We start from the raw sequence: 12,694 nt of genomic DNA, 5'->3' as shown, positions 1-12,694 counted from the left end.
GCCGGCGCGTGACATCAGCGGTGAAAACCGCCGAGCGCACGTCTCGACCGTGCGGACGCAAGAGTGTGGCGCGGAACGCCCACCCATGCGCCAAATGCTCGCGCGGCGTCCAGATCATCGGCAAATGCCCGCTCGACGTGGATCTCGGTGATCAGGTACGACCACGTGGACTCTGCACCGCGGTTCAGGTTGGGACCCTGCGGCGTCAGGCCGTCGCAACAACTGCCGTCGGCCGGATCGGCCATGGGCACCCCTTTGTCGTTTTCACCGTAGAACCAGCGCTGGCACTCGGCCGTAAGCCGCCGATAAGCCTCGTCACCCGTCGCCCGCCAGGCCGATTCGCACGCAATGGCGAGCTGGGCGATTTCGAGCGGTTGCTGGTCCCAGATGGCTGTGAAGCCAGGCGCCGCGAAGCCGCGGTTTCCAATGGGCCGTAACCACCCCTCCGGCGCCCGCATGCGCGCGAGGAGCCCGTCGAGTGAAACTTCTGCTACTTCTTTCCATCGCGCCTCACCGGTGAGCGCATAGGCTTCGAAGAGCGCCCAGGGCATGACCGCGTTGTCGTACGTCATGCGGTCCTCGAACCAGGGCCAGTCGCTGCGCGCGTGTGCCTCGAACCGCGACACGAGATCGCGCGCGCCGCGCTCTACGACGCCCGGCAGGCGCTGGCGGACAAAGGCCCAGAACTCGGGCACCGCATCTTCGGGAGCATCGGCTCCCTCTGCACGGCGCAACAGCCGCGCGGCAGCCGCCACAACGTGGGCGACGCCGCGCGCGTGCGTGAGGCCGAAAGCCGCCTCGAACCCCCGGCGCAGCACTTGCGCGTAGGCCGTCAGCCGGGCCGGATCGCGCTCCTCGCACATGCCCACTGCGAGTGCGTACACGGATCGCCCTTGGCAGTCGTCCGACGGAACTTCCAGCTCAAAGCGGCGATCGTACGAGACGTTGTTGTGAAACCAGCCGTCCGGCTTCTGGACCCATGCCAAAAACGCGAAGTAGATGTCGATGAGCCGCGCGAGATCGGCCGCCTCCGCCTCCAGGCCCCGCTCGCGGGCGTAGTGGAGCCACTCGTACGCGAGCCAAAGGGCCCGCGCGTTGTCGTCGGTGGAATACCCTTCCTGACGGCGAGGAATGCGGCCAATCGCGTGCTCAATGAGCCCTGTGTCATCCGTCATCCGGCGCAGGTGATCCAGCGAAACCGGCAGCCCATCAGTGTGCGATGACCGCAAATCCCTTCACCCCCGATGCGCGATGGCGAGCCCGCAGGGCGACGTCCTGGAACAACTGCCAATGGCGCTCGCCCACGCGCGGCCACGTCATGTCTGCGCCAATCGCCGAAATCCGCTCGGCGTACTTCGCGCGCACATCGCGGTTGGTCAGGACTTCCACAGCCCGATCCGCCCACGCGCGCGTGTCCCCGTAGGGCACGAGCAGTTCCGGCACGTCCTTCAGAAGGTCGCGCGCGTACGCGTACGGCGTCGTCAGCACGACCTGCCCCATGCCGACCGCGTAGGCCAGCGTCCCGCTCGTGATCTGCTCCATATTCGGATACGGTGTGACGTAGAGATCCGCCGCCGTGATGAGGTCCACGATGTCGGATTCGGACATGTACTGGTTGAGCATCACGACGTGATCGTCCAAGCCGAGGTCATGAATCCGCCGCATGAGCGACTCGCGATACGCCTCGCCCTCGCGCTTGACAATTTCCGGGTGCGTTTGCCCGGCGATCACGTACAGCGCGTTCGGGACCTCGCGCACGATATCCGGCATTGCGTCCAACATGAACTCAATGCCCTTGCTCGGACCGAGCAGCCCAAACGTGACGATGACCGCACGGTCTTGCCAGCCGAACTGCTTGCGCAACTCGGCCCTTGGCGTCACGGATCGCACCGGCGTCCCGTGCGGAAGATAGTGGATTTTCGACGGCGAGATGCCGAAGGCGTCGACAAGATAGTCGATGGCCTGGCGATTCATCACGACGATGCGATCGCTTCGCTCGGCAATCTCCTTCTGCACTTCGCGATAAGGCGACATGGGCTTTTGAAAGACGGTGTGAAAGGTCGTCACGAGCGGTTTGTCCAGTGCGTCGATGAAGTCGAGGATGTACGACCCTGCTTCGCCGCCAAAGATGCCAAATTCGTGCTGCAGGGAGACCACGCCAATTCGGCTGTCGTTCACCCGCCGCGCGATGCGCGCATAATCTCGGCGCTCATCCCGGCGAAGGAACCAATACGACCGGTTGTAGTTCTTCACATCTTCATCTGGGGCCAACATGGCGATGACCTGATCAGCCGCGGACGGTCCCGCCGCCCGGCGAACGCTCTGGCGCAAATGGTGAGTGTATGTGGCAAGTCCGCATTTCCGGGGGACATAAGTGCTGACATATCCGATTTCCAACGTCATGCACGCACCACCTCCTGTGTGCTGTCTGGCTCCGATTCGCGACGGTTTCCAACACGTGACTGTGCGCGAGTACCTGCGGCTAGTATGCATCGAGGAAGCGCAGGGAGAGCAGTTGACGGACACACCGCGGTGGAACGTCATGGTGTGCGAGAAGGCAACACCCTGTTAGCACTCGTTGAAGTCGGCTGCTAATATTGTAATCCCGTTGACGAATTCTCGCAACGCCACTCCCACCTCCCAACCTTTGCATCTCTGACCCAGCCATGGCGCGCGGCTGAAACGGCCGCGCTTCCCGCAATGTCCACTCCACTCTATCGGTAGGGCCCAACCGCGCACCGGTTCTCTCCCTACCTCTTCCTTCATCTTATCAGAATCCATAGGAAATATCCACTAGAAAAGCGAAGCGAAGCGGCGTGCCGTCGCACACCGCTCCGTGTTGAAGGATAGATTCCAAGCACAACGCCTGGCGCGCCTCAAGGAAGCGCGACGCTCGCCGTCGCCTGCCCCGCGCGCGGCGCGGAAAAACGGACCTCGAGGAAACTTCCCGGCGCGCCGCGCACCACCCATTCCACATGCGCCCGCTGATGCGCCGGCAGGCGCCCGTTACCGTAAAACCCGTACCCATCGAGGTGATCCAACTCACACGGCGAGGCACCTGCAAGGACCTCCGACGCCCCATGCAACTCCGCGCGGATGCCCTCGAGTGCCAGATCCTTCCCTTTCTTCGTGCTCGTCGTCGGCAAAAAGCCCGCGTTCGCCACTTCCGCCATCACGCGGTACACGCCCGCCGCAACGGGTTCCACGGACAGGCCCGTCACGACAAGTCGCGCCGTCGTCAGGCCCAGCCGCGTGAGAAACCGGCCGACGCGATCGCATTCTTCTTCTAGCAACGCGGGCGGCGGATTCTGAATCACGAACTTGGGATCCAAGCCGCCAATCTCCACGCGCCCGAAATCGGGCTGGTCAAACGGCGTCCAAGGCGTATACGCATCGGGAAACTCGCGAGCCACGTAGTCGACGACCTTGCGCTCGTCCTCGAGCCGCTCCTCCACCGTCAGCGACATCATCTTGCGCATGCCGATCTCGCCGTACCCTCGCGCCCCAGCGCGCCGGCGCAAATCCCAGAGTTCCACCGTAAAACTGAGCACGCCCAGGTGATCATACATCCAGTCGTCCGCCGCGCCGGGCATGAGGACGGCCTCGTGGCCCGTCGCAAATTTCTCGTAGTTGGAGCCTGAGAAGTACCCCGTCTCCCGCTCACCCATCCGGGCGACCTCCGTAAAGAGCGCGCGATCGAGCGGAGACAAGACCGTATCGTCGCCGGTCGAGGGCTGGCGCAGAATGACACCGCCCGAGGTGTGCAACGCGGCGTACGCGGCGATGTTCGGATGCGCCTGGATGAAATCCGCGAGCGCCCGCAACTCTGGCTCCGAAAGCGGAAACGGCCCCGCCCCCGGCTGGCCGCTCTCTCCGGCCCAGCGGATCGGGAAGTTCCGGTTGAAATCCATGCCGTACAGGCGCACATCCCGCGCAGAGGACGCAGCCGGTCGCGCCCCGCCTTGCGACGTCCGCACGATCCGGCCTTCGGGGAACAGATGGTAATACACACCGCCTATCTCACCGGGCTGCCGTGGGCGCATCACGCGCGGGTCGATCTCGTCGACAGCGTAGGCCCCGTCCTCCGCCGGCACGCGCATCCACAGAATGCGCCCGTCGCCGTTGACATCGTCCTCGACAAAGCCGTCGGGTGGCAACGTGTGCGGGTACAGGTGCGGACTCGAGCGAAGCCTGGCGGGCGTGGTGAGATACACCTCCGCGCCGTCGACCGCAATGCGCGGGATGGCGTAGACGGTGCGCGTCCGAAGCAACTCGCGCACGGCCGGATCGCTGTCCCGCTCTTCAACCAGGCGCTCGATCCAATACACGACGGCGCTCGATGCGCACACCTCGCCCGCGTGAATGTTGCCGTCGACCAGGACGGCCGGCTTGTCGAGGGCCGATCCCGTCGCCGCATCCGTCAGCGCGACGGCAAAGAGATCTCGGCCGAGCCGGCTCTTCCCGATGATCTCGAGACGAACCAGATCCGGCGCCAAGTCGGCGAGTTGGCGCAGCCGTTGGACGAGTTGCGAGTAGGTCATGTAGGCCGCCGTCGGCACGCGCCTCACTCCTTCGAGCGCCCTCGGGACGCGTCCAGTTCGAACGACGTCTTGTGCAGGCGCACATTCGGGTTTTTGTCCAACAGCCACTGCATGGCGAATTCCGTCTGGAACAAGAGCACCGTGCGCCCATCGCGATCGCGCACGACGAGCGTCGCGTATCGATCGAACTGGAGGTGTTCGACGGGTTCGTCGGACTCCAGCCACCGTGCGAACTGATACGGCAATCGGATCATCTCGACGTCGACGCCGTACTCGTGCTTCATGCGGTAGACAAACACGTCAAACTGAAGCTGGCCGACGGCGCCGAGGATCAAGTCCTCCGTGCGGTTGGCCTGGCGAAACACCTGCACGGCGCCCTCCTCGGACAACTCAGCAATTCCCTTGTGAAACTGCTTGTATTTCATCGCGTTCGGGACGGACACCCGCGCAAAGTGTTCTGGCGAAAAGGAGGGCAGCGGCGGGAATTCCAGACTTCCTCGCTCGGCGAGCGTGTCGCCGATGCGGAAGAGCCCGGGATCGTGAATGCCGATGATATCGCCCGCGTATGCCTCGTCGACGGTCTCACGCTCCTGGCCGAAGAACTGTTGGGGCTGCGTAAGCGCAAGGCGCTTTCCCGTGCGGACGTGCGTCACGGTCATGCCGCGCGCGAACTTGCCCGAGCAGATTCGGACAAACGCGACGCGATCCCGGTGAGCGGGATTCATGTTCGCCTGAATTTTGAAGACGAAGCCCGTGAAGACGGGATCGTGCGGGCAGACCAAGCCGGCGCTGCTCTCGCGCGGGCCGGGTGCGGGCGCGAGCTGAATGAACGATTCGAGAAACGACGCGACGCCGAAGTTGGCAATCGCACTGCCGAAGTACATCGGCGTCAGCTTGCCCTGGCGGACGAGATCCGCATCAAACGGGTCGCCGGCGACATCGAGCAGTTCAATGTCGTCTTTGAGCTTTTGCCAGAGCGATTCGCCGAGCACTTCAGCGAGGGCCGGATCGTTCAGGTCCGGCACCGGCACGCGCGTCTCGTCTGCTCGGCTCGTGAAGCGCTCGAACCGCCCTTCCATGCGGTGGTAGATACCCTGAAAATCAGGTCCCATGCCGATGGGCCAAGTCACTGGGCAGGAGCGGATGCCAAGCACGCGCTCAATTTCCTCCATCAGCTCGAAGGGATCCTTGCCGTGGCGGTCCAGCTTGTTGACGAAGGTGAAAATGGGGATGCCGCGCATCCGACAGACCTCGAACAGCTTGATAGTCTGCGGCTCCACGCCCTTCGCCGCGTCGATGAGCATCACTGCGCTGTCCGCCGCCGCGAGCGTCCGGTACGTGTCCTCGCTGAAATCTTCGTGGCCCGGCGTGTCGAGCAGGTTCAGGCGACATCCCATGTAATCGAACTGCAGCACGGTCGACGTAACCGAGATGCCGCGCTGCTTCTCAATCTCCATCCAGTCGCTCGTCGCGTGTCTCCGCGCCTTCCGCCCCTTCACCGCGCCCGCCTCGCGGATGGCGCCGCCGAACAAAAGCAGCTTCTCGGTCAACGTCGTTTTTCCTGCGTCTGGGTGCGAGATGATGGCGAACGTTCGACGGTTCGCATAGCGCGAGCCTGCGTCGAGGAGCGCCTGCTTGGGTTCTAATTCCACGGACATTCTTCACCGCGCCCCTTTCATCCGACATGATGAACCGATACGTATCACTGGTGACCCAGGACCGGATGCGGCACGTAGTTCTCTTCGAGCTCGGCGATCTCGTCCTGCGTCAGCTGAAGCTCGAGCGCCGCCACAGCGTCCTCGAGGTGATGGAGCTTCGTCGCGCCGATAATGGGCGCCGTCACGAACGGCTTCGACAGCACCCAGGCCAGCGCCACCTGCGCCATCGGCACCCCGCGCCGTTCCGCCACGGCCTTGACCCGTTCGACGATGCGCCGATCGCTCGCCTCCGTCAGTGCGTACAGCTTTCGGCCAAACTCGTCGGTCTCCGATCTCGCCGTGCGCGTGTCCCAGTCGCGCGTCAGCCGCCCGCGCGCAAGCGGGCTCCACGGAATGACACCGATGCCATCCGCCTGGCACAGCGGCATCATCTCGCGCTCCTCCTCGCGATACAGGAGATTGTAGTAGTTCTGCATCGAAACGAACTTCGTCCACCCATGCAATTCGGCCGCGTGCTGAAGCTTCAGGAACTGCCACGCGTACATGGAAGAGGCACCGATGTAGCGCGCCTTGCCCGCCTTCACGACGTCGTGCAAGGCCTCCATCGTCTCCTCGACCGGCGTGTTCGGGTCAAACCGATGGATCTGGTACAGGTCCACATAATCGGTGCCCAGGCGGCGCAGGCTGTTGTCGATCTCCTCGAAGATGTGTTTGCGCGAGAGCCCGCCGCCGTTCGGCCCCGGCCGCATGCGCCCGTGCACCTTCGTGGCGATCACGACCTCGTCCCGCCTGGCGAAATCGCGCAGCGCGCGGCCGAGGATCTCCTCGCTGGCGCCGAGCGAGTACACGTTCGCCGTATCGAAGAAGTTGATGCCGAGATCGAGCGCCTTCCGGATGAACGGGCGCGCCTCCTCTTCCCGCAGCACCCACGAGTGCGTGCCGCGCTCCGGATCCCCATAGCTCATGCATCCGAGGCAAATGCGCGAAACCTCGAGCCCTGTCTTGCCGAGGCGCACATACTGCATCTGCGCTCACTCCTCTCAGACGTGTTGGGAGATGACGCTCATTTTGTTGAACGGATAGACGACAAATTCCGCCTCGCCCACAATCATGGAGCGCGGCACAAACTTGTGCACCCAGAGCCTGCTGTCGTCGGAGATGGGTCGGTTGTCGCCGAGCATAAAGTAGCATCCCGGAGGAACTTTCCACGTCCCGACGACCGTGCCGTTGTACTTCGAAATATCCGGATTGTTCTCGACGAGCTTCTTGCCATTGATATACACGGCATTGGACGTCACCGTCACCGTGTCCCCAGGCAGGCCGATCACGCGCTTGACGAAGAGCTCGCTCGGATCGTCCGGCCAGTGAAACACGACGACCTCCCCGCGGTGGATGGGCCAAAGCTCCGTCGCCAGCTTGTTGACAATCACGTATGCGAAGTTCCGGGAGCTCGTCGCAGGGATGGTGGGGTACATTGAAGCAGAGGGCACCCGAGCGGGGCTCACCACCCACATCCGAAGCGCCATGGCAATGGCCACGCCAATCAGAATGGGCAAAAGCAGGCCGGAAAACCAGTTGCGCTTCGGCTTCTCTTCCATCGGTTGTCGCTGTTCCACGTTGCCACTTCCCTGCTCTGTCATGTCCGAAGCTACGCGGAAGGCTGCCTCGGCAGTCGACCAACATTATACGACATCCACATGGCCTTCACATCGAGAACTTCGCCCGGACCGGGATCTCAATCCACCGCAATTCCGTACGCGCTTCCGCGGACAACCACCACCGCGTCCGCGCTCTGCGCAGCGAAGAAAAATGCGCCCTGGGGCGCCCGCGCCACGCGGCCGGAAGGATCCTCGATGTATTGCCGACTCACGATGTACGTGTGACCGGCGTGATCGATCACCAAGCTCGAGGCGGGCACAGGTGAGGGCAACCGGCACAGCGTCGTCCACGCGCGGCCGTCAAACGCACGGACGGCCACGGCCTCCCCTCGGGCGTTAAGCGCCGCGCAATCAACGGAATTCCCAGCGCCGCGGATCAGCGCCACCTGAGAAGCCAACGGGCGAAGGAGTCCTTCGCGATCCGCCCACAGCCGATGGTGCGCGTCCACGACGTACAACGTGAGATCCGTGGCACTGTAGTAAGCCTGGCGGATCGAGAGGTCGCCGATAGATTCCACGTACATATGCTCATTTGTGTCAAAGTAGTAGACCTGATTGCCCCACGGGCCGGCGAAGATGACGTACAGGTCGTTCGTGTAGCCGCTCCAGGCCATAGCGTGGCACACCATGCCCGCGGGCGGATGAAGCGAAGCGATAAACCTCAGCACGTGGTTCCACACGTCGTACGTCTCAAGCTGCCCGGCGCCCGTGAGAAGGAGGATGAGCCTGTCGCTCACCCACGCCGCGCTTGCCAAGCCAGACGAGAAGCGAAGCCGCGCCACGCTGTTGCCCGTCCGCAGCTCGAACACCCAAAGCTCGCCCTTCGGTTCGATGGCGAACGCCGCCAGGCGGGAAGGGCTCGGATCCCATGCCAGCGCGCGCTGCAACGCGACAGTCTGCGCGCGAAGGGGAATCTGCAGGATGGGCTCCTGCGGTGGCTCGTGGACCACTACGGTGTGCCAACGGACAGGCGCGGGGCGACTGCGCGCGGCTTCCTGCGCTCCCCACAGCACGGCTGCGGTCCCCGCCAGAATGGTTAGGTACATGCCCAGCCGCTTCAGCTTCACACGCCTACCTCTTTCGCGCTATTTGACGATCACGGCCGTGCCGACGTATCGCTCGCCGAGGATGTCCGTAGGCTGATTGATCAGGTGTCCATCGTAGACCAGCGTGGCGGACGAGCCGCCGTCCAGGTTGGCCGCCGTGACGGCCCCGAGCGCAATCATGAGGCGCGCGATGTCCCCGAGGCTCGCTCCGATATCCGCAGGCCCGTGGAGCTCGCGTCCGTCCGTCACCATGAGGATGACCGTCCCGTCCGCCGTTTGCCCTATCGCCGTGCGCGGCGCATAGCCCCAGTCGCCGGCGCCCTGGATCTGGTCCACGCCATGTTCCACGAGCGTCGGCCCAAACATGAGCGCCTGCGTCACGCCCATCGACTGCAATTCGGCGAGCGTGTAGGTGCCTGAGATGAGGCGCCCATCCGCCGTGAAACCGACGATGCTTTCGGAACCGCTCGCGCGCTTGAGAATCCGCCCGTTGCTGATCACGATGCCTTGCACAAGCCCTCCCGTCCCGCGCCAGTTGGTGTCCGTGAACGATCCGCCGTTGATGCCCGCGACCGCATGCCAGTCATTCACGAATTGTTCGACCGTTTCGCCCACGTCGCCGGGATAGCGCGTCTCTACCATTTCGACGCGCCGCGGATCCCGCACCCACAACACGTACGCCGTGAAGGTCGGCTCGTGGATCACGGACAGCCGCGTCCCGGAGGGAGGTGTGGGCGGTCTGTACAGCGGAGCGCCGAAGACCGGAGCATCAAGCCTCGGCAGCGGACGCGACGGACTCGCCACGCGAACCACGCGGTCCCGCTCGACTGGCTTGGGCACATTCCACCGGTACACAAACGAAGCGACACAACCGACAAGCGCCAAATACATGACCGCGGCCAGTGCCGCCGCGCGCTTCTTTGCGATCACGCCCGCTCACCTTCGTCACGCCCACGGCCTTCTGGGCGCGATTGCACCATGCTTCATTTCGCCAGGGCGAGGTCGAATCCCTGCCCAACTTTGGTCGCCGCGCTCCTCCGTAAAACCGGGCGCGTGGCAGGACAGCCGTCCACCCACGCGCCCGATCTTACTTCTTCTTGCCGAGTTTCACCCTTAGCTTTTCGCCCGGAATGCGTTCTTCTCGCTCTTCCGTCGGCAGTGTCTTGTTGGCGTCGTTGTGCAGCGGTTTGGACTCGTGTCGACTATTAGACACCTTCATCCCCCCTTCGGCGTTAGTATGCCGCAGCCTTTAAAATGCCCGCAGGTGAATTCAAGGCAGGTGTCAAAGACATGCATGGGCACATGGACACACGCCAAGCATCCGAGAGGAGGAATTTCATGTCCACCGCGGCGTACACCCTGGATTCCACGCACATCGTGTATTCGCTCGCGCCATCCCATCCTCCCGCCCTGTCCGTTTCCGAGGGCGCGGTGGTGCACATCGAGACGTGCGACTGTTTCGAAAACCAGATCGAGCGAGAAGACCAGGACTTTGGCACGCTGGATTGGAGTCGCATCAATCCCGCGACCGGCCCCGTCTACGTAGAGGGAGCGGCGCCGGGAGACCTTCTCGCGGTCCACATCCTGGACATCCAACTCGCCAAGCGCGGCATCATGACCACCGGCCCCGGCCTCGGCGTCATGGGCGCCCAACTGTCCGAAAATGCCATTCGCTTCGTCGAGATCGATCAAGACCAGGTCGTCCTGCCCGGAGGGGTGCGTGCGCCGCTGAGGCCGATGATTGGCGTCATCGGCGTGGCTCCCGCTTGCGGCGAGGTCCCGTGTGGCACACCTGGCGATCACGGCGGAAACATGGATTGCACGCGCATCACGGCAGGTGCGGTGCTGCTGCTCCCCGTCTCCGCCCCGGGCGCCCTGTTTGCACTCGGCGATCTCCACGCGGCCATGGGCGACGGCGAAGTTGGCGTGTCGGGCGTCGAAATCGCAGGCCGTGTGACGGTGCGGCTGAACGTGGTGCGCGGCGCGACCTGCCCCGCGCCCATGGTGGTGTCTCCGGACGATGTGAGCGTCATCGCCTCTGCAGCAACCTTAGATGAGGCGGCCGAGTTGGCGACGAAGCGGGCCGCCACCTGGCTCTCGGCCGCCGCTCGCCTCCATCTCGCCGACGCCACCATGCTGCTGAGCGCGGCCGGGCGACTCCGCATCTGCCAAATCGTCGATCCGCTCAAGACGGCAAGGATGGAGATCGACCGCAGGTTGCTAGAACAACTCGGGGTGCCTCTCCCCATCTGAAACCAGACGGCGAACGCGCCCGCGTTCGCCGTTGTGTCATGTTATCTATCATATCTTCTTGATAACCCCAACCTTGACCCCCATAATGGAATCATCCATGACATTTAGACAGGAGTGGGTCGCCTTGTGGACGCTTCTTCGGCGCAATCGGGACGTGGAAGGCGGGGCGCCGCCTCATCTTCCCCTCATCGCGGAACTCCTGGCCGCGATTCGCGTGACGGCAGACAGGTTGGACGCCACCACGGCCGCCGTCGGCCAATCCGTCCGGGAGCTCGTCTCCCTCGCAGATCGCGCCGAATCGACCGAAGTCCGCACGTGCGAGCGAGCCACCGTCGCTGTCGAAGAACTCGACGCATCGGCCGCGCACGTGATGGCCGCGCTCGAAACGTTTTCGGACTCGCAAGCCTCCATGGAGCGCATCGCGCGCCGAGCAGAGGATCTCGAAGAACGCGTCCCCGCCCTCTTGGAGCACGTCCAGGAAGCCATGCGCACCCTGCGCAAGCTTTCCGCCGCCATCGAGGAGAATCATTCGCGCGTGTCAGAGATGCTCACGGGCCTGGATCGCATCCGCACCGTGCACGAAGCCATCCGCAGCATCAGCGAGCAGACCTCGCTCATCGCGCTGAATGCAACCATCGAGGCCGCGCATGCTGGCCATCACGGCCGCGGTTTCGCCGTGATCGCGGACGAGGTGCGCCGCCTGGCGGAACAAGCGAAGGACGCACTCCGGCACAGCGCAAACAACTTCGCGAACATCCGAGCTCAAGTCGACGCCCTAGCGGCCATCGGCGCCGAAGCCCAATCGGCGTCCCATGTTGCCACCACGGCCCTGCGCGAGCTCGAGAGCTTCTTCGCCGCGACGCGCGACGAGGTAGCGCACATGGCCTCTGACGCGAGACACACGCGCGGAGAGGCGGATCGAGCGTTCCATCATCTGGCCGACGCAGAACGAGGCGTAAGACGGGCGCAGGCGTCGATGCGAGACGCCGCTGACGATCTCGTCTCGCTCATGGCGGAGAACGCGGCCACCCGCCAGCAAGTGGACAAGCTGACGCAAGTCGCCTCCCATTTGCGAGAGACGGCCGACGAGCTGTCTGGCGAGGTTGCGGAATTTGAGTCGTTTGTGCCCACATCGGCGCCTGCCGTCGACGCGGAGGACTTGGAAGCACTGAAACGCGAGCTCGCGCTCGCCTCTTCCCGTCTCCGCGCCGCGGACCTCGAACCAGAATCGGTCCAGTGGATCCTTCTGGAGCTCAAGACCAAGCACAACCTGGGATCCATCTGGTTGAATCGCGCGGACGGATCGTTCGTATTCTCCGATCCTCCCGCGGGTCTCCTGAACGCCTCGCAAAGGGCGTGGTTCCAGGCCGCCCTGGCTGGGGAGTCGTACATATCCGCGCCTTACCTTTCGGCGCAAAGCCGCAGGCGATGCATCACGGTGAGCGTACCGATTGTCCATGACCAAAAAGTGGTTGGCTGCATCGGAGCAGATGTGTATATTTAGAAGGGAGAGCGATCCAGCGAGCAAGGTGGTGCGA

The 12,694-nt window shown here is 63.8% G+C and carries 11 protein-coding genes; 2 read left to right on the top strand and 9 right to left on the bottom strand.

Annotation, left to right across the window (positions count from 1 at the left end; genetic code table 11):
• Positions 1 to 14: 14 nt before the first annotated feature.
• The 9 genes from AC27E8_RS14690 to AC27E8_RS14650 form a co-directional block, all read right to left on the bottom strand.
• On the bottom strand, positions 15 to 1,229 hold the full coding sequence (locus AC27E8_RS14690; RefSeq protein WP_487100016.1) for a glycosyl transferase: 1,215 nt from the start codon (positions 1,227 to 1,229) through the stop codon (positions 15 to 17).
• On the bottom strand, positions 1,210 to 2,403 hold the full coding sequence (locus AC27E8_RS14685) for a glycosyltransferase family 4 protein (RefSeq protein WP_487100014.1): 1,194 nt from the start codon (positions 2,401 to 2,403) through the stop codon (positions 1,210 to 1,212). Before AC27E8_RS14685 ends, AC27E8_RS14690 begins: the two co-directional genes overlap by 20 nt.
• A 473-nt stretch (positions 2,404 to 2,876) precedes the next feature.
• A complete protein-coding gene (locus tag AC27E8_RS14680) occupies positions 2,877 to 4,559 on the bottom strand; it encodes a M14 family metallopeptidase (protein WP_487100012.1) in 1,683 nt (560 codons plus the stop codon).
• A 5-nt stretch (positions 4,560 to 4,564) separates the two neighbouring features.
• Positions 4,565 to 6,199, bottom strand: coding sequence for a peptide chain release factor 3 (locus AC27E8_RS14675; RefSeq protein ID WP_487100011.1), 1,635 nt, complete (start codon positions 6,197 to 6,199; stop codon positions 4,565 to 4,567).
• 44 nt (positions 6,200 to 6,243) lie between these two features.
• A complete protein-coding gene (locus AC27E8_RS14670; RefSeq protein WP_487100009.1) occupies positions 6,244 to 7,224 on the bottom strand; it encodes an aldo/keto reductase in 981 nt (326 codons plus the stop codon).
• A 15-nt stretch (positions 7,225 to 7,239) separates the two neighbouring features.
• Complete coding sequence (gene lepB / locus AC27E8_RS14665) at positions 7,240 to 7,815, bottom strand: signal peptidase I (RefSeq protein ID WP_367307094.1); 576 nt, start codon at positions 7,813 to 7,815, stop codon at positions 7,240 to 7,242.
• Between the two features lie 119 nt (positions 7,816 to 7,934).
• Positions 7,935 to 8,924 carry a hypothetical protein gene (locus AC27E8_RS14660; protein WP_487100006.1) on the bottom strand — a complete coding sequence of 330 codons (990 nt, stop codon included), beginning with the start codon at positions 8,922 to 8,924 and terminating at the stop codon, positions 7,935 to 7,937.
• Between the two features lie 18 nt (positions 8,925 to 8,942).
• A complete protein-coding gene (locus AC27E8_RS14655) occupies positions 8,943 to 9,833 on the bottom strand; it encodes a phosphodiester glycosidase family protein (RefSeq protein ID WP_487100004.1) in 891 nt (296 codons plus the stop codon).
• Positions 9,834 to 9,990: 157 nt separating this feature from the next.
• On the bottom strand, positions 9,991 to 10,116 hold the full coding sequence (locus AC27E8_RS14650) for a hypothetical protein (protein WP_008336890.1): 126 nt from the start codon (positions 10,114 to 10,116) through the stop codon (positions 9,991 to 9,993).
• Between the two features lie 125 nt (positions 10,117 to 10,241).
• Between AC27E8_RS14650 and AC27E8_RS14645 the strand changes: the two genes are divergently transcribed.
• Positions 10,242 to 11,156, top strand: coding sequence for an acetamidase/formamidase family protein (locus AC27E8_RS14645; RefSeq protein WP_487100002.1), 915 nt, complete (start codon positions 10,242 to 10,244; stop codon positions 11,154 to 11,156).
• Positions 11,157 to 11,280: 124 nt separating this feature from the next.
• Entirely contained in the window at positions 11,281 to 12,660 is a 1,380-nt protein-coding gene (locus tag AC27E8_RS14640) for a methyl-accepting chemotaxis protein (protein ID WP_487100000.1), read from the top strand.
• Positions 12,661 to 12,694 lie beyond the last annotated feature (34 nt).

This window comes from Alicyclobacillus sp. CIJ1 (genome assembly GCF_057538885.1).
Note: the sequence above shows the minus strand (reverse complement) of the source record. Positions and strands in the feature narration are given on the sequence as shown.